This window comes from Streptomyces sp. NPDC001890, assembly GCF_042891445.1.
Lineage (GTDB): Bacteria > Actinomycetota > Actinomycetes > Streptomycetales > Streptomycetaceae > Streptomyces.
Map to the genome: position 1 here is coordinate 123,359 of NZ_JBIATE010000015.1, position 20,465 is coordinate 143,823.

Annotated in this window: 19 protein-coding genes; 9 read left to right on the forward strand and 10 right to left on the reverse strand. The window is 72.2% G+C overall.

The annotated features are described in order from the left end of the window. The first annotated feature begins 177 nt into the window (after positions 1-177). Together ACFYY1_RS29350 and ACFYY1_RS29355 are read left to right on the forward strand one after the other, a co-directional pair. Entirely contained in the window at positions 178-1,698 is a 1,521-nt protein-coding gene (locus ACFYY1_RS29350; protein ID WP_388590937.1) for a DHA2 family efflux MFS transporter permease subunit, read from the forward strand. After that, positions 1,688-2,083, forward strand: coding sequence for a hypothetical protein (locus ACFYY1_RS29355; RefSeq protein WP_388590939.1), 396 nt, complete (start codon positions 1,688-1,690; stop codon positions 2,081-2,083). Before ACFYY1_RS29350 ends, ACFYY1_RS29355 begins: the two co-directional genes overlap by 11 nt. Positions 2,084-2,135: 52 nt before the next feature. On the opposite strand, the gene ACFYY1_RS29360 is transcribed toward ACFYY1_RS29355, so the two are convergent. From ACFYY1_RS29360 to ACFYY1_RS29370, 3 genes are all read right to left on the reverse strand, one after another. Then, a complete protein-coding gene (locus tag ACFYY1_RS29360) occupies positions 2,136-3,137 on the reverse strand; it encodes a MerR family transcriptional regulator (RefSeq protein ID WP_388590941.1) in 1,002 nt (333 codons plus the stop codon). Between the two features lie 3 nt (positions 3,138-3,140). Next, positions 3,141-3,866: a HEAT repeat domain-containing protein gene (locus ACFYY1_RS29365; protein WP_388591072.1), complete on the reverse strand. Its 726-nt coding sequence runs from the start codon at positions 3,864-3,866 to the stop codon at positions 3,141-3,143. A gap of 102 nt (positions 3,867-3,968) precedes the next feature. Continuing rightward, positions 3,969-4,655 (reverse strand): class I SAM-dependent methyltransferase, encoded by a 687-nt coding sequence (locus tag ACFYY1_RS29370; protein WP_388590943.1) that lies wholly within the window; start codon positions 4,653-4,655, stop codon positions 3,969-3,971. Positions 4,656-4,884: 229 nt separating this feature from the next. Between ACFYY1_RS29370 and ACFYY1_RS29375 the strand changes: the two genes are divergently transcribed. Further along, a complete protein-coding gene (locus tag ACFYY1_RS29375; protein WP_388590945.1) occupies positions 4,885-6,546 on the forward strand; it encodes a class I tRNA ligase family protein in 1,662 nt (553 codons plus the stop codon). Between the two features lie 36 nt (positions 6,547-6,582). On the opposite strand, the gene ACFYY1_RS29380 is transcribed toward ACFYY1_RS29375, so the two are convergent. From ACFYY1_RS29380 to abc-f, 3 genes are all read right to left on the reverse strand, one after another. Continuing rightward, positions 6,583-7,647, reverse strand: coding sequence for a DUF6879 family protein (locus ACFYY1_RS29380; RefSeq protein ID WP_388590947.1), 1,065 nt, complete (start codon positions 7,645-7,647; stop codon positions 6,583-6,585). Between the two features lie 131 nt (positions 7,648-7,778). Continuing rightward, the gene (locus tag ACFYY1_RS29385; protein ID WP_388590949.1) at positions 7,779-8,369 is read right to left on the reverse strand and encodes an isochorismatase family protein; all 591 of its coding nucleotides are present in this window, start codon (positions 8,367-8,369) and stop codon (positions 7,779-7,781) included. A 155-nt stretch (positions 8,370-8,524) separates the two neighbouring features. After that, entirely contained in the window at positions 8,525-10,156 is a 1,632-nt protein-coding gene (abc-f, locus tag ACFYY1_RS29390; protein ID WP_388590951.1) for a ribosomal protection-like ABC-F family protein, read from the reverse strand. 154 nt (positions 10,157-10,310) lie between these two features. Between abc-f and ACFYY1_RS29395 the strand changes: the two genes are divergently transcribed. Next, complete coding sequence (locus tag ACFYY1_RS29395) at positions 10,311-11,012, forward strand: TetR/AcrR family transcriptional regulator (protein ID WP_388590953.1); 702 nt, start codon at positions 10,311-10,313, stop codon at positions 11,010-11,012. Between the two features lie 44 nt (positions 11,013-11,056). Here ACFYY1_RS29395 and ACFYY1_RS29400 read toward each other — a convergent pair whose 3' ends face one another. After that, positions 11,057-11,698, reverse strand: a complete 642-nt coding sequence (locus ACFYY1_RS29400; RefSeq protein WP_388591074.1) for a lysophospholipid acyltransferase family protein — start codon at positions 11,696-11,698, stop codon at positions 11,057-11,059. A gap of 105 nt (positions 11,699-11,803) precedes the next feature. Beyond that, entirely contained in the window at positions 11,804-13,021 is a 1,218-nt protein-coding gene (locus ACFYY1_RS29405; RefSeq protein ID WP_388590955.1) for an MFS transporter, read from the reverse strand. Positions 13,022-13,131: 110 nt separating this feature from the next. Here ACFYY1_RS29405 and ACFYY1_RS29410 point away from each other — a divergent pair, with 110 nt between their 5' ends. Then, positions 13,132-13,611, forward strand: coding sequence for a winged helix-turn-helix transcriptional regulator (locus tag ACFYY1_RS29410; RefSeq protein WP_388590957.1), 480 nt, complete (start codon positions 13,132-13,134; stop codon positions 13,609-13,611). Positions 13,612-13,686: 75 nt separating this feature from the next. Here ACFYY1_RS29410 and ACFYY1_RS29415 read toward each other — a convergent pair whose 3' ends face one another. Further along, positions 13,687-14,493 (reverse strand): TetR/AcrR family transcriptional regulator, encoded by an 807-nt coding sequence (locus ACFYY1_RS29415; protein WP_388590959.1) that lies wholly within the window; start codon positions 14,491-14,493, stop codon positions 13,687-13,689. An 89-nt stretch (positions 14,494-14,582) separates the two neighbouring features. On the opposite strand from ACFYY1_RS29415, the gene ACFYY1_RS29420 reads away from it, so the two are divergent. From ACFYY1_RS29420 to ACFYY1_RS29430, 3 genes are all read left to right on the forward strand, one after another. Next, entirely contained in the window at positions 14,583-15,560 is a 978-nt protein-coding gene (locus tag ACFYY1_RS29420) for an ATP-binding cassette domain-containing protein (protein WP_388590961.1), read from the forward strand. Continuing rightward, complete coding sequence (locus tag ACFYY1_RS29425) at positions 15,557-16,378, forward strand: ABC transporter permease (protein ID WP_388590963.1); 822 nt, start codon at positions 15,557-15,559, stop codon at positions 16,376-16,378. Before ACFYY1_RS29420 ends, ACFYY1_RS29425 begins: the two co-directional genes overlap by 4 nt. 196 nt (positions 16,379-16,574) lie before the next feature. Next, the gene (locus ACFYY1_RS29430; protein ID WP_388590965.1) at positions 16,575-17,630 is read left to right on the forward strand and encodes a BTAD domain-containing putative transcriptional regulator; all 1,056 of its coding nucleotides are present in this window, start codon (positions 16,575-16,577) and stop codon (positions 17,628-17,630) included. 95 nt (positions 17,631-17,725) lie between these two features. On the opposite strand, the gene ACFYY1_RS29435 is transcribed toward ACFYY1_RS29430, so the two are convergent. Then, the gene (locus ACFYY1_RS29435; protein ID WP_388590967.1) at positions 17,726-18,379 is read right to left on the reverse strand and encodes a cutinase family protein; all 654 of its coding nucleotides are present in this window, start codon (positions 18,377-18,379) and stop codon (positions 17,726-17,728) included. A 221-nt stretch (positions 18,380-18,600) separates the two neighbouring features. Here ACFYY1_RS29435 and ACFYY1_RS29440 point away from each other — a divergent pair, with 221 nt between their 5' ends. Further along, positions 18,601-20,451, forward strand: a complete 1,851-nt coding sequence (locus ACFYY1_RS29440) for a BTAD domain-containing putative transcriptional regulator (RefSeq protein ID WP_388590969.1) — start codon at positions 18,601-18,603, stop codon at positions 20,449-20,451. Positions 20,452-20,465 lie beyond the last annotated feature (14 nt).

The window sequence follows — 20,465 nt, forward strand, 5'->3', positions numbered from 1 at the left end:
GTTCGTCCCAGCAAGAACAGCTCGACTCCATCCATGCCACCACATTACATCGGGGTCGATACATCTTCGAGAGATGCATCCAAATCAATACATCTATCTTGATGCATCTATGAAGATGCGTTAGCTTCGGAAGCAGGCGCCGGGACATCCGGCCATCGACGGTTGAAGGAGACGGTCGTGCTCAAGTGGCGCGGGAACCCCTGGGCAGTCCTGGCGACGCTCTCGCTCGGGTTCTTCATGACTTTGCTGGACCTGACGATCGTGAACATCGCGATCCCCAACATGATCAACGGCCTGGGAGCCTCGCTCGACCAGACCCTGTGGGTGGTCAGTGCCTACGCGCTGGCGCTCTCCGTCCTGTTGATCACCGCGAGCCGGCTCGGCGACATGCGCGGCCCGCGCAACCTGTTCGCCGCGGGCCTGGTCGTCTTCACCCTGGCGAGCGTCGCCTGCGGATTCGCCCCGGACGCGGCGGCCCTGATCGCCGCCCGAGCCGTGCAGGGGTTGGGTGCCGCCCTCCTCGTACCGCAGACGATGACCCTGATCGTGTCCGTCTTCCCGGCCTCGCGGCGCGGTTCCGCGCTCGGCGTCTGGGGCACGGTCGCGGGCCTGGCCACCCTGTCCGGGCCGACCCTGGGGGGCGTACTGGTCTCGGCCGTGGGCTGGCGCTGGATCTTCCTGGTGAACGTACCGATCGGGATCGTCGCGCTCGCCCTCACGTTCCTGGTCGTCCCCGACATCCGCCCCTCCCGTGCCCACCGCTTCGACCTGACGGGCGTTCTCCTCGCCACCGCCACCCTGTTCTGCCTGGCGTTCGGTCTCCAGGAGGGCGAGCGCTACCAGTGGGGTCCGGGCATCCGGGCACTGCTCGCCGCGGGCGCGGTCCTGGCCGTCGGGTTCCTGCTGCACCAGCGCGGCCGGCAGGACCGTGAGCCGCTCGTGCCCTTCGCGCTCTTCAAGGACCGCAACTTCACCGTGATGACCGTGCTGGTCGGACTCGTCTCGATCGCCATGCTGGGGCTGGTGCTGCCGTTCAACCTCTACCTCCAGTCCGTCCTGCACATGAGCGCGATGAAGGCCGGGCTGGTGCTGGCCCCCTCCTCCCTGGTGTCGATGGCCCTCGGCCCGTTCGCCGGACGCATGTCCGACCGGATCGGCGGCAAGTACCTGCTGATCACCGGGCTGGCCCTGTACGCGTCCGGAATCCTCGCCATCGCCCTGATCGCGGGGCCCGCCACCTCCTGGTACGCGTTCGTCCCCGCCACCCTGCTCACCGGGCTCGGCGTCGGATGCATCGTCGCCCCGATGACCACCGAGGCCATGCGCAACGTGCCGCCCCGGCTCGCCGGTGCCGCCTCCGGCGTCAACAACACCGTCCGCCAGATCGGATCGGTCATCGGTGCCGCGGCTGTCGGCGCCCTCGTGCAGGGGCAGCTCTCCGCCGGGGTCTCGGCCGGTCGGAGCTACTCCGCCGCGTTCCTCTCCACCCTGCACAGCACGGCGGCCCTGCCCGTCGCGGTCCTGACGGCCGGTCTGCTCGCCTGCCTCCTGATCCGCAACCACACCAAGCCCCGCACACCGGCCACCGCCCCGGCCCCGCCCGCGAGTTCGATGCGTCGTCCGATTTCGTCCGGCGTCGTTCGGGACCGTGGCACCATGTCCGGCATGACGACGAACCGAAAGGGCCATGCCGCGTAGACGGCCGGGGCGTGTCCGGGGCGGCGTCCACCGTCGCCGGACACCGGACGCGAGGCCGGTCATCGGCGGCATCGACGGCCTGTCCTCGCACGCACTCGCCGACATCGCCCGCCTGGAGCGGACCCGCAACTATCTGCGGCCAGGGGACGTCACCGCGGCCGTGCGCCTGTGGAAGGACTACGTCCACCGTCCCGAGCGCGCGCTGTGGCACGACTACGAGTGGGGCGACGCGCACTGGTACTGCTGCGGCAACCCTCTCGAAGCGCGGGCTCTCCTGGACACCGTGCTGCGGGCCGTTCCTCCCCGCAGCGCCCGCGAACTCCGGCGGATCATCAGCCGGTCGGACGCGGTGTGGAGCCGGCCTTCGCCGCCGTACGAGACCTGAGGAGCTCCGTCGCGGCACTGCTCGCCCCGCGGATGAGGACGGACCCGCGGGCTCACCCCTCGCGCAGCCGCAGAAGGTACGTCGCGGTCAGCGCGACGGCACGGTCCTCGTCGTGCGACAGCTCCGCGAGGGCCCGTGAGGCCGTCGCCCCCGGGATGCCCGCCAGTGCCTGGGTCAGCCGTCCGCGTGCGGGCGCTCCGGTCGTTGCCCCGGCGAGCCGGTCGACGAGCCCGGTCGCGATCCGGTCCGCCGTCGCGGTGTCGTCCGCCAGCACGCTCAGTACGTCGGCCGCATCGGTGTCGTTCCTGCCCGCCACGATCATGTCGATGAGCGTCGGTACCGCATCGGCCGCTCCACGTGTCCCCAGCGCCAGAGCCGCGTACCCGCGGACCACGGCGTCGGGGTTCGCGAGGGCGTCCTGCAGGTGGGCGGCGGCCTCGTCCCCGGGCATCTCGGCGAGGGACTGAACGGCGCGTTCCCGCACCGCCGCCACCGGCGAGCCGAGGCCCCGCGCCAGCAGTGCCGAACCATCGTCGCCCGATCGTGCCAGCGCCCATCGAATGGCTCCGGCGACGTTCGGCTCCGTCTCGCTCAGTGCCGCGTCGACCAGGGCCTCCACCGGCACCGGAACCTCGTCGACCGAGGAGAGGGCCGCGCGCTGACGCGCGTCGGCGCTCTTGGACCCCAGCGCCTGGAGGAGCGAGACGACCTGGAGGGCGTGCTCCCAGTCGGCGGGGTCCGCGTCATCGATCCGGCGCAGCCGCGTGAGCAACTCCGTCTCGGCCGCGATGCGTTCGCGCGTCCGGCGGATGAGGTCGCCGACGAGCGCCGTGGGCGTGAAGCCGGGATCGTCGAGCGCGCGCCCGATCTCGCGCAGGGACAGCCCCAGTGACCGCAGGCTCTCGATGTGGAAGATCCGCCGGATGTCCTCCCCGGAGTACTCCCGGTATCCGGAGCCCGTACGGCCCGAGGGCCGCACCAGGCCGAGCGACTCGTAGTGCCGGAGCATGCGGGCACTGACCCCGGACCGTCGCGCCACCTCACCGATCAGCACGCCCTATCGTCCCTCCTGCCCGGACCCGCCGAGGGCCACGACGCGCTTCGCCTCCTCGATCGCGAACTCGAACCCGGCGTCCGGGTCGCGCAGCAGCCGTTGCGTGGCAAGCGCGTGCGCGTGCACGAGTTCCTGCGGGCGTGCGTGTGCGTCCGCATCCGCCTGCGGGTGTGCGTCTGCCCGCGGATCAGGGGCCGCTGTCGCGGCGTGCAGAGCCGGCAGGACCACTTCGCCCAGCGCGACCATCGCCCGGCTGAGACTCAGCTGCGTCTGACGCCCACCGCGCCCGAGCTGCGTCGCCAGCACCACGGCCAGGGCGGGCTCCTCGCCTTCCGGTACGAGTACGACCGCGGCCCGCCAGGCGCTCCGCGCCACCTCGTCGTCGGGGTCGGACAGGAGCGTCCGGGTGATCGCCGGCCACGCCTGCCGGTCCCCGATCTTGGACAGTGTGTGCAGCGCCTGGCTCCGTGCCTGGGCACGCTCCGAGCGGAGTTCGCGGACCAGCCCGGGGAGCGTCAGGGACACCGGGTGGCGGGTGAGCGCCCAGGTCAGCATGTCGCGGACGAAGAACTCGGGCTCGATCGCGCATCGCTCGACGAGCGTGTCGACATAACGCGGGTCGGGCGCCGTACCGACCGCCAGGGCGGCCCGCAGCCGCACGGACGAACTGCTGTCCGCCAGCCCCCGGAGCATTCGTGTCCCGTCCGTGTCCTGTCCCGTGAACGTCATCGAGACCACCTCCTCGGCCAGCAGTGAAGACCCTGCCACCGTGTCAAGGTCAAACAGGACCCCCCGCGCGAGCACCTGTCGCCTGCTGCTTCCCGGTGCCGGTCATGCGGTCGGCCGGGCCGGCCCTGCTTCGGGCTTGCGGGCGAGCAGGTGGATCTCCTTGAACTGCCGCCGGTCGGTGGGCTGGGGCTCGCGAACCATCCGGGCCACCTCGGCCAGACCGGCCGTGCGCAGCAGCGCGGCGAGGTGATCCGGCGACCACCGATAGGCGGGAGCGACCGCGTGGTCGAAGACCTGCGCCGGGTGTGACGGGTCGTCGGTGGCCCAGAAGCCGACCAGGATGTGGCCGCCGGGTGCCAGCACACGGTGGAACTCCCCCAGGATGGCGGGGAGTTCGCGCGGCGGAGTGTGGATGATGGACCAACGTGAAAGCACGCCTCGCAGCGCGCCGTCGGCGATGTCCAGCGCGGCCATCGAGCCCACGTCGAACCGCAGGCCCGGGTAGGCCTGCCGAGCCGTCTCGATCATCGCGGGAGAGGCGTCGACGCCGAACACCGCCAGCCCCAGTTCATCCAGGTGAGCGGTGACATGACCAGGTCCGCACCCCAGATCCGCGACCTGACCGCCTCCGTCCCCGTCCCCACCCGCGCCCACGGCCTCGGCGAAGACACTCAGGAACGCGCGGTCCAAGGGGCTGTCACGCAACACGTCGCGGAACAGTTGCGTGTACAGGGGGGCAGCGGCGTCGTAGGCCTCGCGGGTGGCACTGAAGGCATCGTGTTCGGTCACGCCCACGACCGTAGCCCCTGCGCCGAGGCGGGCCGGGGGCCGGGTCGGCGTCTTCGCGACGTCGCCCCCCGGACCCCGTGGCGTATCCACGTCACGGCGTGAACACGCACGTCCGGGCCCCGCCCGAGCCGTGTTTGTTTTGCCAGGCTGGTGGAGGACGGGTTCTCGCGGCACGGGTGGGACCACCGGTGCCGGTGTGTGTACTGACTGATCTCCAGGACGGATATCCATGCGGAACGGCTTCTTGCGCGGCCAGGAAACGAGCTCCCCCGGCGTTGCCTCGCCGGGCTGCGGGACAGAGGTGCGGCGGTGCGGCGGTGTGGCCGGGGCCGCCTCTTTGTGGATCACCGCGACTCCGATCGTTCCCCGGGGCGAACTGCATCTCGGGCATCTGGCGGGTCCCTACGTCGCGGCGGACGTCCTGGCCCGGTTCCTGCGTGCCGACGGCGAGAGCGTGCTGTTCACCACCGGCATCGCGGACCATGCCGGTTCCGTGGAGCTGCGGGCGCTGTCCACGGGCAGGACGCCGACCGATGTGGCCTACGGGCACGGGGTGGCCATAGAGGCCGATCTGGTGCGGGCCCGTGTCGAGTTCGACCACATCGCCCGGCCGCGGCATCCGGGGGGTTGCAGCCACTGGGTGCAGAACGTCGTCGGCCGGCTGCACGCCGAGGGGATAGTCGTGCCGCGGGTGCGTCCCCTGCCGTATTGCGAGCCGTGCGGGCGCTGGCTCCACGGCGTTCAGGTCGCCGGCGGGTGCCCGCACTGCGGCACTCCCACTCATGCGGGCGCGTGCCGTGCCTGTGGGCGCCCCGGCGAGGGGGGTGACCTGAGGGATCCACGGTGTTCGCGGTGCGGGGCGGGCGCCGGCCTGCGGCGGGTGCGCCGGCTGTACCTGCTCCTGGAGCCGTTCCGTGCGGACCTCGCCGCCCACTGGGGCAGGGGCGGGCTGCCGTCCCGGGTCGCCGCGCTGTGCGAGGGGCTGGCCGAGGAGGGGCTGCCGGACGTGGCCGTCTCGCATCCGGGGCGTTGGGGTGTGCCGGTGCGGGTGGAGGGTTTCGAGGACCAGGTGGTCGACGCGGAGTTCGAGGCGGTCGCGTTGCAGCTGTGCGGGCACGGTGCCGGTGATGAGCCGTTGCCCGGCCGTGCGGTCCGCTTCCACGGTCTCGGGCATGCCTTCTACGATGCCGTGCTGCTGCCCGCGTTGCTGATGGAGCGGGGGGTCGAGCCCGACCAGACGTATGTGACCAGAGAGTCCTACCGGCTGGCGCCGGACGGTGGAACGGGTCTGTGGGCGCTGGACCTGCTCAATGAGTTCGGTTCGGACACGGTCAGGCGGCATGTCCTGGAGATTTCCGGCGCGGAGCGCCGGTCCGGGTTCCGTCCGGAGCGGCTGGAGCGTACGCGGCAGGTGCTCGACGGTACGTGGAACGCCTGGCTGAGCACCCTGTTCGCGGATGTCCGGGCCGAGTGCGGTGGCCGTGCGCCGGATGTCGCGCCGGGTGGGCCCGGCTGGCACACGGAGCTGCGGCGGCTGACGGCCGCGGTCGCCGATCTGCGGCAGGCGTACGGTGTCGAGGGGTTCGATCCCCGCCGGGCGGTGGCGCTGCTCGACGAGGTCGTCCGGTCGGTCACCGGTTTCGCCGAGGCCGGTTCGTACGAACGTCACAGACCTGGCCGTGCTGAGCGGCATCTCGCCCTGATCTCGGCCCAGTTGAGTGTGGCGTCCGCGCTCACTTCCTGGGCCCGGCCGGTCATGCCGGAGGGTGCGGACCGGCTCGCCGCGGTACTCCGGGTCCCTGTCGGCCGTCCGGTCGGTATCGAAGCACTTGAGCCGCCGCCGCACGGGACGCCGGTGGTGGCGCCCAGGGAGCCGGTCTTCGGATTCTGACACCTCGACACGGAGTCACGGGCCGTTCGCGGGCGTTCAGTCGACCCAGCCGAGCCGCATCGCCCGTACCCCGGCCTCGAAGCGGCTCGAAGCCCCCAGCTCCTGCATGAGTTCGGAGAGCATACGGCTGACGGTGCGCAGCGAGACGCCGAGGTTGCGGGCGATCTGCTCGTCCTTCATCCCGGTGGCGAGCATCCGCAGGATGGCGCGCTGCTGGTCGGTGAGGCTGGCGGCGTCCTGCTGGTCACCGCGCCGCTGCTCGAAGGGGACCGCGCTGCGCCAGCACTGTTCGAACCAGGCGCGGTACGAGCGGACGAGGGACGGGCCCCGGGCCAGGATCGCGCCCGCGTCGTGATGGTCGGGGTCCATCGGTACCAGGGCGAACCGCCCGTCGGCGATGATCATGTTCATCGGGAGGTCCGCGGCCACCCGTACCTCGGCTCCCGCGGCCACCTTCGCCGTGAGGTGCTCCATGCCCTGCGGAGTACCGGAGCTCGTGCTGGAGACGATGTAGCGCACCCGCGTCCCGCGGGCTATCTGGCGGCGGTCGCGGGACAGGGTCCGCTCGGGGATCTCGCGGCTGTGGCTGAGCTGGGTCTGCAGCGCGCAGAGGTCGTGCTCCACGGTCTCGGTGATGTCTTCCAGGACCTGCTGGATGCGCCGGTAGTCGGTGATGACTTCGACCTCGACCTCGGCGGACGGTGCGAGGACCTCGGCGCGCAGGAAGCGGGTGGCCAGCGACTCCAGCCGGCCGTTGACCTCCTCGGCGTGGCGCAGGTCCTCGGCGAGGCGGCCGCGTTCGCTCTCCAGGAGCTTGATCAGTGCCATTTCGGGGCTGACCACGGCCACGGTGTCGGACTCCGCTTCGGGTGCGCTGCCGGAGGCGAGCGCAAGGCCGTTGTCGTGCTCGGTGCCCGTGGGCACGATCAGGCCCAGGTTCAGAAGATCGCGGCGGCAGCGTTCACGCTCGCTCGGGCCGAGGTCCAGTTCGGCGACGGCCTCGTCGAAGCTGGCCGCGCCACGGAGCCGCAGTTCCTGGTAGAGCGCGAGTGCCGGGTCGTCGGGGCGCGTCCCCGTCGCGCTCGCTCTGGCAGCGGTCACCTCGTAGCCCCCTCGGACGGACATCTCCCACGCGAAGCCCACTTCGCGTGGGATGTTGTCCGAATTCTATGGGGTGGGCATGTTCCAAGATCACGCGAATACCCCCCTCGCCCGCCCTGGGGCGGGCCCGATCAGGCAAGGACGACGGGCTCGCCGCTCAGCGCGACGCCTGCCCGGCGCAGCTCGTCGAGTGCGGTGCGCGTGGTGTCGGGGGCGACGCCCGCGGTGTAGTCGAGCAGGACTCGCACCGTGAAGCCCGCTCGTGCTCCGTCCAGCGCGGTGGCCTTCACGCAGTGATCGGTGGCGATCCCCACGATGTCGAGATCGGTGACATCGCGGGCCTTCAGCCAGTCGGACAGCGTCGTACCGTCCTGGGTGAAGCCCTCGAAGCCGCTCTTCGAGGCGGAGTGCGCGCCCTTGAAGACGACCTCGTCGACGTGCCCGGAGTCCACGGCGGGCGCGAAGTCCGGGTGGAACTCGCCTCCTTCACTGCCGACGACGCAATGCACGGGAAAGGATTCCTGGAAGTCGGGGTTCTCGGAGAAGTGGGTGCCGGGGTCGATGTGGTGGTCACGGGTGGCGACGACGAAGGCGTACTGCCCGTCCGAGCGCCCGAGCAGTTCGGCGATGGCGGCGGCCCGGTCCGCACCGCCCTTCACCGGAACGCTGCCGCCCTCGCAGAAGTCCTTCTGCACATCCACGACGATCAGTGCACGGCGCATGGGAAGAGCCCTTTCCCTTCGGATACGGCGATTCATCGGGTACGGCGATTGACTCGATGTTCGCCCTGCCGCCGTCGACGGGGCGCACCACTCGCCGGTCGTTCACCCGACCGGCGCGGCACCCACGGCAAGGCGGTCGGTGGCGGCCGGGATCCTCAGCTCCGGGTGTGTCCGGCGACGGCGGACGTCTCGGTCGCCCGCATGGCCAGTCGGGCGCCCCGCCAGCGCCGGCGCAGCCGGCGATCGTGGCTGACGACGACGAGGGCTCCGTCGTAGTCGGCCAGGGCGGTCTCCAGCTCCTCGACGAGAGCGGGCGACAGGTGGTTGGTGGGTTCGTCGAGCAGCAGGACCTCGGACGGCTCGCTGAGCAGTCGCGCCAGCGCGAGCCGCTGCGCCTGCCCGGTGGACAGCCGGCCGACGGTCACCGTGAGCTGGTCGCGGCCGAACAGGCCCAGGGACATTAGCTGTTCGGCGTGCTCGGCGGGGTCCCCGGCCCGGCCGCGGGCGAAGGCGGCCAGCACCGTCTCGTCCGGTTTCCCGGGCTGCGGCTCCTGGGGGAGGTGGCCGATCCTGCCGCGCCGGGTGACGCTCCCGCCGTGGGGAGCGATGTCCCCGGCCAGGACGCGGAGCAGCGTGCTCTTGCCCGCTCCGTTCGGCCCTGTGATCAGCAGGCGTTCGCCCGCCGCGACGGTGAGGCTCGTACGGTCGAGCCGGTCCGTGACGGCGACGTCGGCGGCGTCGAGGACGGTTCCCTCCAGGCGGCGGGTCCGCAGTACCGGGGTGAAGTGCAGCGGCTCCGGTGGCGGCGGTACCGGGTCGGCGAGCAGGCGGCGCAGCCGTTCCTCGGCGTTGCGCACCCGGCCGGCCAGGGACTGCTGGACCCGGCCGCCCGCCCGGTCGTAGGCCATCTTGTTGCCGTCCTTCATCGGACGGCCCGGAGCCACCTGGCGGGCGGTGGTCGCGGCGGCCTCGCGGAGCTTGTCGGTGTCGGCCCGCCACTGGTCGTACGCCTGGGCCCAGCGCCGGCGGGCGGCGGCCTTCTCGGCGAGGTAGCCGGGGTAGCCGTTGCCGTACCGGACGACGCGGTGCCGGTCGGCGTCCACCTCCAGCAGGCTGGTCGCGACACGTTCGAGGAAGACCCGGTCGTGGGAGACCGCCACCGTGGTGCCCCGGCGGGCGCGGAGGTGTTCCTCCAGCCAGGTCAGGGCGCCGTCGTCGAGGTGGTTGGTCGGCTCGTCCAGCAGCAGCACCTCCGGCGCGGCGGCCAGCAGGGCCGCCAGCCGCAGCCTGACCCGCTCTCCGCCGGACAGGCTGCCCACGACGCGGTCACGGCCCACCAGCCCCAGGCCGAGGCCGTGCAGGGCACGTTCCACCCGGGCTTCGGCGTCGTAGCCGCCGCGCAGTTCGAAGACCGTCATCAGTTCGCCGTACTCGGCCAGGCCCGACGCGTCGCCGTCGGCCATCCCGGTCTCAAGGTGCCGCATGCGCCGCTCGACGGCGCGCAGGTCGCTCAGGGCGCGGTCGATGATGTGCTGGACGGTGGCCCGCGGGTCCGTCCGCTCGTCCTGGGCGAGATAGCCGACGCCACCGGTGGCCTGGACCACGACCGCACCCTCGTCGGGCTGTTCGCGTCCGGCGAGCAGGCGCAGCAGGGTGGACTTGCCGGATCCGTTCTCGCCGATGATCCCGGTGCGCTCGCCGGCGGCGAGCGAGCAGGTCACGGCATCAAGGACGGGCCTGCCGTTGAAGGACTTACTGACGGCGAGCGTGGTGATCTGAGTGGGCATACGAGGTCTCCAGAGCATTCGGGAACGAGGCGGCCGGGAGGGGCCGTACGGCAGGGCGAATGCTGAGGAAGAGCATCGATCACTCCACTAGTGCGACGGTTGATGCTTTAAGATGTTGCCATATCTTCGTCCCCCCGAGCAATCGGATTCGCCCATGACGCCTCCCACAGCCCCAAAACCGGCACCGGAAACGACACCGGAACCGGACGCGGGAGCGGACGCGGACGGCACCCGGCCACCATCGGCGCCGCGACGCCGACCCGGGGGCCGCACCGCCCGTATCCGCGCCCAGGTACTCGACGCAGCCCTCGCGGAGCTGGCCGAACACGGCTACGACGGGCTCACCACGGACGCCGTCGCCGCCCGCGCCGGGGTGCACCGCACCACCGTCTACCGGCGCTGGGGGGACGTCGGCGGACTGCTCGCCGACGTGCTCGACGCCGCGAGCGACGACGACTGGCAGCCGCCGGACACCGGCTCGCTGGAAGGCGACCTGACAGCGCTGAACGAGGAGATCCAGGCGGGCATGAGCGCACAGCCACCGGTCATGGCGGCCCTGATCGCCGCCTCGTTCCGCTCCGAGAAGGCCGCCGAGGCCCAGCAGCGGCTGTGGGAGGACCGGTACGCCCGCTGCGAGATCGTCGTCGGCCGGGCCGTCCGGCGCGGCGAACTCCCGCCGCGCACCGACGCCCGGCAACTGCTCATCGCCGCCACCGCGCCGCTCTACCACCAGCTGGTGCTGCTCCGCACTCCGTCCGACCCGCGAATGCCGGGCCGGGCGGCCCGGACCGCCGCCCTCGCCGCAGCCGCCGGCGCCTTCGCCTTCGCCGAGTCCTCGCCGGAGGCCGGCGTCTGAGGCCCCGTCCGGGCGTGGCCGGCGCGTGGGGCGAGAGCGGCGGGTCAGCGCAGGTGGGCAACGGCCGTGCGCCACGCGGTGGTCACCGCGGTCCGGGCCCGTGCCGTCCGGGTGGCGCGGTCGCCGGTCAACTCCAGGGGCGCGCCCACGTGCACATGAAGGTCCGGCCGGCGCAGCGGGGCGGTGACCAGGCCGGCGAGCTGCTTGGCGGTGCTGCCCGAGGTGATCCGGCGGGCTCCGGCCTGGCCCACGGGTACGACGGGGGCGCCGGTGCGTTCGGCGAGCCGGGCCAGGCCGCTGCGGAAGGCGCCGGGTGCCGCTTCCCCGGCGTCCCTGCGGCGGGGCAGGCCCCCTTCGGCGTAGATGAGGACCAGCCGCCCCTGTTCCAGGGCCTGTGCCGCGGCGTCCAGCGCGGCCGCGGCGCGCCGGTCTCCGCGGATGACCGGGATGTGTCCTTCGCGGGCCAGCGCACGGCCGAGCAGCGGGACGCGCCACAGCCCCGCGGCTGCCATGATGACCGGCTCGGCCCCGAGGCGGTGCAGGGCGGCGGCCACGATCGCGGGGTCCGCCAAGGACGTGTGGTTGGCGGCGATGATGCTGCCGGGCGCGAGTTCGGCGCCGGGGTCGGTGGTCACCGTCAGGCGGCCGAACGCGGGCACCAGGACGTCGGCGGCGCGGCTGAGCATGAAAGGTCTCCCGGTCTCGGCGGTGTTGGCCCTCATCGTCGGGACCGGGTGGCGGTCGGGGCCTGAGTCGTCGTACTCATATTCGAGCATGCGAGCCGTGTCGCTTCAGGCGGTGCATCGTTCCCGCCTCTCCACCGGCCGGGTGGCGCCGTTCCTGGTGAATGCCCAGAGGACGAGGGCGAGGCCGCTGAATCCGGCGCCGAGCACGCACACCGCGCTCCAGCCCGCCGCGGCGTACAGACTTGTCGCGGCGAGGGCTCCGACGGCGCTTCCGATCGAGTAGAAGACCATGTACCCGCCGATGAGCCGGCTTCCCGCGTCGGGGTGCAGCGCGTGGATCAGGCTCTGGTTGGTGACGTGTACGGCCTGTACGGCGAGGTCGAGCAGGATCACTCCGGCCGCCAGGGCCCACAGCGACTGCCGGGTGAGCGCCAGGGGCAGCCACGAGAGGGTCAGCAGGGCCAGGCCGATGCCGGTGGTCCGGTTCGCGTGGCCGCGGTCGTTGAGGCGGCCCGCGACGTTGGCGGCGAGGGCTCCGGCGGCGCCGAGCAGCCCGAACGCGCCGATCGCGGCCGACGACAGGGACATGGGGGGATCGCTGAGGACCAGGGTGACGCTGCTCCAGAGGGTGCTGAAGGCGGCGAAGACGAGGAGCGCGAACAGTGCGCGCAGGCGCGGCAGGGGTTCGCGCGTGAACAGGCGGACGGTGGAGGTGAGCAGGCGCCCGTATCCCAGCGTGGGCGCCGGTGTGCCGCGCGGGGGAATGACGCGGTGGAGTGCGAGGGCCGACGCACAGGTCAGCGCTGCCGAGGCGAGGTAGACCGAGCGCCAGCCCGCGAGGTCGCCGAGCAGCCCGGAGACGGTACGGGCGAGCAGGATGCCGGTGACGACGCCGCTGGTGACGATGCCGACGACACGTCCGCGGCGGGCGGGCTCGGCGAAGGAGGCGGCGCAGGCGACGAGGGACTGTGTGACGACGGCGAGCAGCCCCAGGGCGGCCATCCCGACGAGGAGCGTCGTGGCGGTGGTCGCGGTCGCGACGAAGAGGAGCGCGGCGGCCAGGAGGAGCAGCTGCGTCGTGATCAGGCGTCGGGGGGCGAGCAGGTCGCCGAGCGGAACGATGAGGAAGAGGCCGAGGCCGTAGCCGGTCTGCGTGAGGGTGACGATGGCGCCGAGCGCCGCCGGGGAGATCGCGAACTCGTTGCCGAGGGCCACCAGGAGCGGCTGGGCGAAGTAGACGTTGGCGACCGCGGTTCCGCAGGCGACCGCGAACAGCACGGTGGCGCCGCGGGGCAGTACGGCGGCGGATGTCGCCTGGTTCATGGTGGCCCTCCCAGCAGTTCGGTTGCAAGTTGCTACCCGTGACCGTAGGGGTGACTGGTAGCATGTTGCAACTGTCAGGGGGTGGCCGGTCGGCCGCGAAGGAGGACGACATGGTGAAACGGACCCGGTTCGACGACAGCGACTGCCCGGTCGCGCGGTCGGTCGACGCGATCGGCGACTGGTGGTCGCTGCTGATCGTGCGCGACGCCTTCGACGGGAGCCGGCGCTTCGGCGAGTTCCAGCGAAGCCTCGGGGTGGCCAAGAACATCCTGAGCGCCCGGCTGCGCACCCTGGTCGCGGGCGGGATCCTGGACTCGGTACCGGCACCCGGCGGCGGCGCCCACCACGAGTACGAGCTGACGGACAAGGGCCGGGAGCTCTTCCCCGTCATCGTCGCACTGCGTCAGTGGGGCGAGGCGCGGTTCTTCGAACCCGGCGAGCCCCACTCGGAACTGACCGATCGCCGCCAGGGCCTCCCCCTGCTCCCGCTGGAGGTCCGCGCACAGGACGGACGGGTCCTCACCCCGGACGAGACGGTCGTCACCAAACTCGACGGCACCACGACACCCCACCGCCCGTCGGGCCGGTGAGCGCTCGTCGCGCGTGCCGCGCCGCTCAAGCCGCTCAAGCCACAGGAGCCGCGGGAGCCATGAGAACCACGGGAGCTACGAGGGCTGTTCCGGCGCCGCCGATCCGGTGACGGAGCTGTCTGCGAGGCGCTCGGCGCGCCCCGCCACCAGCACCTCCAGCCCGTCCAGGATGCGCTGGAGGCCGAACTCGAAGTGGTCGAAGCCGGTGCCGAAGGAGTCCTCGGACAAGGAGGCCATGACGGGATAGCGCCCGCCGGCCATGGCCTTTTCCAGGACGGGCCGCTGGGCCTCCCAGAACTTCGCGTCCGTCAGACCGGACGTGCGCTCGGCCTCCTCCTCGTACACCTGCGTGCGGGCGGCCCCGACCACGTACCCGTCGATCAGGATGATCACCGAGACCAGTTCGGGGTCGGACAGACCCATCGACCTGATCCGGCCGAGCACCTTCTCCATGCCGTCGAGCGCGTTCGGACCGAGGACGGGGCGGGACTGGTTGACCTCCAGCAGCCAGGGGTGGCGGCGGTAGAGGGCGAGAGTGGCGTGGCCCAGGACCTGGAGGGTCGAGCGCCAGCCGCCGTCGCCGAAGTCGGCCGGATCCTCGGACACGCGCTGGACGCGGTCCAGCATCAGGTCGAGCAACTCCCCCTTGCCGGGGACGTAGCGGTACAGCGACATCGCGCCGGTGCCGAGCTCCGCGGCGATCCTGCGCATCGAGACCGCACCGAGCCCCTCGCGGTCGGCGACGTCGACGGCGGCCGCCACGATCCGGTCCAGGGTCAGGCCCGGCTTGGGGCCCCGGCTGGGCCGTCGACCGGTGTCCCACAGCAGTTCGAGGGTCCGGTTGATGTCGCCGCTGCCACTGGTCTGCGTACTGCTCGTCATGGCAGCAGTTTAGATCCGCGCGAAAAACCGAGTACGATGTACGCGTAATCGGGTACGGTGTACTCAATTGGAGAGCGGGAGGGGCATCCATGAGTGACGGAAGCGGCGGTTACGCGGTACGGGCCGAGGGGCTCGAAAAGCGGTACGGGGAGAAACGCGCCCTGGACGGCTTCGACCTGACGGTCCGTGCAGGCACCGTGCACGGCCTGCTCGGGCCGAACGGCGCGGGCAAGACCACCGCCGTGCGCATCCTGGCCACGCTGCTGCGGCTGGACGGCGGCCGGGCGGAGGTGGCCGGCCTGGACGTCGCCCGGCAGGCGCACGCGGTGCGCGGACGGATCGGGCTCACCGGGCAGTACGCGGCCGTGGACGAGGTGCTCACCGGCCGGCAGAACCTGGAGATGTTCGGCCGGCTGTTCCACCTGGGCGGCCGGCGGGCCCGGTCGCGGGCCATGGAACTGCTGGCGCAGTTCGACCTCACCGACGCCGCCGGCCTGGGCGTCGCCAAGTACAGCGGCGGCATGCGGCGCCGCCTCGACCTCGCCGCCTCGATGGTCCTCGCTCCGTCCGTGCTCTTCCTGGACGAGCCGACGACCGGTCTCGATCCCCGCAGCCGGGGCGAGGTGTGGGAGTCCGTCCGGGCCCTGGTGGCGAGCGGCACGACCGTGCTGCTGACCACGCAGTACCTGGAGGAGGCCGACAGACTGGCCTCCCGCATCACGGTCATCGACGAGGGCCGGGCCATCGCCGACGACACCCCCGACGGGCTGAAGGACCTGGTCGGCGGCGACCGTGTCGAGGTCGTGGTGGCCGAGCGGGCCGAGATTCCCCGGGTGGTGAAGACGGTCGCCCGCGTCTGCGAGGGCGAACCCGGCACCGACGAGGTCGGGTTGCGGGTGTACGCCCCGGTCACCGACCGGGTGACCGCCCTGACCGAGGTGGCACGGGCCCTCCAGGACGAGGGCGTACGGGTGGAGGACATCGGACTGCGCAGGCCGAGCCTCGACGACGTGTTCCTGCGCCTGACCGGACACCGGGCCGAGAAGCAGAAGGAGGCGGCGGCGTGAGCGCTCTCGACCTGACCGGGACACCCGGCCGCGGACGGCTGTACTGGCTGTTCGCCGACTGCGGCAACATCGTCCGCCGCGGCCTGACCCACTACCGGCGCCAGCCCGTCAACATCGCCTGGCAGCTCGGCTTCCCGATCCTCTCCGTCCTCCTCTACGGGTACGTCTTCGGCAGTGCGATGACCGTGCCCGGCGGCGGGGACTACAAGGACTTCCTGATGCCCGGCATGTTCACGATGACGATGGCGTTCGGCTTCATCAACACCGCGACCATCATCGTGCACGACTCCACCAAGGGCGTCATCGACCGCTTCCGCTCCATGCCGATGACCTCCTGGGCGGTGGTGGCCGGACGGGGCGTCACCGACCTCCTGGTCGCCTGCGCCGAGCTGGGGATCATGATGCTCACCGCGGCGGCCATGGGCTGGCGGCCGGACGGGGGCTGGGGCTTCCTGGCCGCGTTCGGACTGCTGCTGTGGCTCAGGTTCGCGCTGATCTGGATCGGGGTGTGGCTCGGGCTGCTCGTGCCCAACCCCGAGGCCGCGGGCGGGCTGTTCGCGGTGGCGTACCCACTGACGATGATCTCCAGCATCTTCGTCGCCCCGCAGCTCATGCCCGGCTGGCTGGGCCCGGTCGCGGCCTGGAACCCCGTCTCCTCCACGTCCGCGGCCACCCGGGCACTGTTCGGCACACCGGTCGGCGGTGGCGGCTCCTGGATCGAGCAGCACGCGCTGCTGATGGCCGTGGTGTGGCCGGTGCTGCTGACGGCGGTCTTCCTGCCCCTGGCGGTACGGCGGTTCCAGCGGCTCGACCGGTGATCCAGGGCCCTTGAACGCCGCGGGCCGGGGCCGTTCCGTGAAGTCCCGCCCGGCGCGCGGCCCCTGACGGCTTGCGCCTGTCACTCCGGATCGTTCCGGATGCCTCGTCCGGCACTCCCGCCACTAGCTTTTCCACGGCGATCGGCTTTTCGACGGCGATCGCCGGAACGGCCAGTCCGGAGCCCGGGGAGCAGCGATGCCGACGACCGTCACGACCCGCCGCCGGCCGGCCGCCGCACTGCTCGGGCGTCAGGAGCGAAGGGTGCTCCACGCGGTCGGCTGCGGGCTGCGGGACGACGAGATCGCCGCCGCGCTCGCCGTCTCCGAGGACGCCGTGGCCGGGCATGTGGCGCGGATCCTCGTGAAGCTCGGGCTGCGCGACCGGGCCGCCGCCATCGTCCATGCCTTCGACTGCGGCCTGGTCGTGCCCGGTTGCGGTCCCCGCCCGCAGGCGGTGGTCCCAATGGCGCGGACGGTGGGCGGACCGAGGGTGGAGATCTCCGTGCTCGGGCCGCTGGAGGTGCGGCGGGGCGGGCGGGCCCTGGATCCGGGGCATCTGCGCCAGCAGGCCGTACTGGCGGCGCTGGCGCTCTGCGCGCGGCGGGCGGTCAGTCAGCAGGAACTGCTCGACGGGGTGTGGGGAATGGAGCCGCCGGTCACGAATGTGGTGCCGGTGTACATCTACCGCTTGCGCAAGACGCTGCGCCTCGGGGACGGCCCGGACCCGGTGATCGAGCACGGCCGGTGCGGTTACCGGCTGGCCGCCGGCCGGGTCGAGGTGGACGTGGCGCGCATGGAGGCGCTGGTCGCCGAGGCCGCGGCGGCCGACCGGGCGGGCGAGGCGGCCGAGGCGGTCCGGCTGTGTTCCCGGGCGCTGGAGCTGTTTCGCGGGGAGCCGCTGGCCGGTCTGCCCGGCCCGTTCGCCGAGTTGGAGCGGCTGCGGCTCACCGAGCGCAGGATCGCCGTCGCGCAGCACAAGTCGCAGGGGCAGCTGCGGCTGGGCCGGCACTCCGAGGCGATCGCCGAGCTGTCCGCCTTCGCCGCGGAGCATCCCCTGAACGAGTCGGTGGCGGCGATGCTGATGCGTGCGCTCTGCCTCGACGGCCGGCAGGCCGACGCGTTGACCGTGTTCGATCGCGTCCGCCTGCGTCTGGCCGATGAGTTGGGGGTCCGTCCCGGCCGGGTGCTGCGGCTGACGTACCGGATGATCCTGCGTGGGGACGAGACCGGGCTCGGACTTATCACGCCGTGATAGGCCCGGGGCTCCGATGGGAGATCACCCGGAGATCACCATCTGCCGGCGGCCGGTCTTCCCGGCCGCCGGCAGATGGTGAAGGGCGTCCGTGGTTACGCGGGGTACCAGGCGCCGTTGTACCACTGCTCGTTGGCGCTGTCGTTGTGGTGGTCCATGTTGAAGTCTTCGGGGTAGTTGTTGACGTGGTTGGCCGGGTACGTCCAGATGCCGGCGGACTCGTCGCAGACGTAGTCCCAGTGGCAGATGGTCTTGACGGGAATGTTGCCGAAGAACTTGTCGGCACCGGCGAGCGGTGCGCCGACGATTCCGCCGAACGGCACGGATCCGCCGTTGGCACCGGGGTTGCCCTGGCGCTTGGGGTCCGCGATGAGGATGGCGTTGACGTTGTCGAAGGTCTGCCAGTTCTCGGTGACCCAGATGTGCACCACCGCGGCGCCCAGCGAGTACCCGCCCATCTTGACGTGCTGGCCGGGGCAGGCCGCGCGCTGGTCGCGGACCAGCCGGTTCAGCTCGTTGACGCCCGCGCGGGCGCTCGCGCCGTTGGGGATCGTGGTGGGGTACCCGACGTGCTGCTGGATGTTGCCGTAGAAGCCGTCGTTGTTCCAGGAGCTGCCCGTGCCCCCGACCACGATCGTGTAGGTGCCGTCGCACGGAGCCGCTGCCTGAGCCGTGGTCCCCTGTGCCACCGAGAGCCCCGCCGTCATCAGCAGACCGGCCGCCGCGGCCGCGATCCTTCGTGTTCGCATTCCGTCCTCCGCATGTGGTTGGCCGACGTGTCCGCGTTCCGGTGCGGTACGCGGTTCGGCCCGGGTCGGCACAGACAGTGGCAGGGACCGATGACATCGCGATGAAACCCGGCTCCGGCGGGCGGTATCGGTGTCCGGCCGACGGCGATAACCCATGGATAAGGGTGCCGCCTACCTTCGGGTTCCATGCAGGAGGCTCAGACCTGAAAGGGGTTTGCCGCATGGACTTCCGGATTCTCGGGCCGGTGGAGGCCCGGCGTGACGGGGACTGGATCGCGTTGTCCGGTTCCAAGGTGCACACGGTCCTTGCCGCGATGCTGCTCGCACAAGGGCGGGTCGTCTCGGACTCCAGACTCGGCGCGCTGCTGTGGGGGTGGGACCCACCCGTCACGGCGAGCGCGCAGATCTACACGTACATGTCGCGGCTGCGCAAGCTGCTCGGCGACGAGGTCGAGATCGTGCGGCGGCAGCCCGGGTACGTGCTGCGGGCGCCCGGGGCCCGGATCGACGTCGTCGAGTTCGAGCGGCTCGACCGGCTCGGCCGCGAGGCGCTGCGGGAGCGGCGTCACGCCGACGCCCAGGCGCTGCTGACCGAGGCGCTCGGGTGGTGGCGTGGTCCGGCCCTGTCGAACGTGACCGAGTTCCTTCTGGAGGCGGAGCTGCCGCAGCTGGAGGAGGCTCGGATGCTGGCGCTGGAGAACCGTATCGAGGCGGATCTGGCGCTGGGCATGCACGAGCAGGTGACGGCCGAGCTGACGGGCCTGGTCGCCGAGCACCCGGTACGGGAGCGGCTGCGTGCGCAGCTGATGACCGCGCTGTACCGGTGCGGGCGGCAGGCCGATGCCCTCCAGACGTACTACGAGGGGCGCAAGGTGCTCGTCGATCAGCTGGGGGTGGACCCGGGCGAGGTGCTCGGGGCGACGTACCAGGCGGTGCTGGGCGGGGAGTTGGGGTTGCGAGGTGCAGGGGCAGCGCGGGGGCGGTCCGATGTACCCACCATGCTTCCGGCCGCCGAGGACGGCTTCGTCGGCCGGTCCGCGGAACTGTCCCTGCTGACCGCGCGGTTGGCGGCCGGGACGAACCGGCCCCGGCGCCTGCTGGTGACCGGGATGGCCGGGGTGGGCAAGACGGCGCTCGCCGTGCGGGCCGCCGAGGAGAGCGCCGGTCATTTCCCCGACGGCCAGCTCTTCGTCGAGCTGTGCCATCAGGACGGCACGCCCAAGGAGGCCGGCGAGGTGCTGGTGCGGCTGCTGCGGGCGCTGGGCGAGCCCGGTCTCGACGGGGACTCCCCGCGCGCCTTCGACCGCGACGAGCTGGTCCGGCTCTACCGGGCCCGGACCTCCGGCAAGCGGCTCCTCGTCGTCCTCGACGACGCGGTCGGCGACCTCCAGGTGGCGCCGCTGCTGCCCGCGAGCCCGCAGGCGGCCGTACTGATCACGAGCCGGGCCCGGCTGGCCCGGGTGGCCGGGGCGGACACCGTGGCGCTCGCGCCGCTGGACGACGACGAGTCCCTGGCGGTGCTCGCGGCGGCGGCCGGTGCGGAACGGCTGAGGGACGACCCGGACTCCGCCGACGACCTGGTCGCGTACTGCGGGGGGCTGCCGTTGGCGCTGGCCGTGGTGGGAGCCCGGCTCGCGGCGCGGCCGTCGTGGCCGGCCCGCCGGTTCGCGGACCGGCTCGCCGATCCGGCGGAGCGGCTCGCCGAGCTGTCCTTCGGCGATCTGGATGTGCGGGCGGCGCTGCTGCCGTCGGTGCGGCGGATGGCCGCCGGGGCCCCGCAGGCGCTCAGGGCGCTGTCCGGTGCCGGTACGGAGCCGTTCTCGGCCCGGGACGCCTCGGTGCGGCTCGCGGTGTCGGAGGACGAGGCCGAGCGGGTGCTGGAGTCGCTGGTGGACACCGCGCTGCTCGACCTCTCGGGGCTCGATCCGCAGGGGCTGCCGCTGTACCGGTGCCATGAGCTGGTCCTCCTGTACGCGGCGTCGCTGGACCCGGCGGACCCGGCGGCCTTCGGCCCGGTCTCCCCCGGCCCGCGTTCGCCCGCCGCGCACGACAGCGCCACCGCGGTCGGGTGACCGCGGTGGCCGGG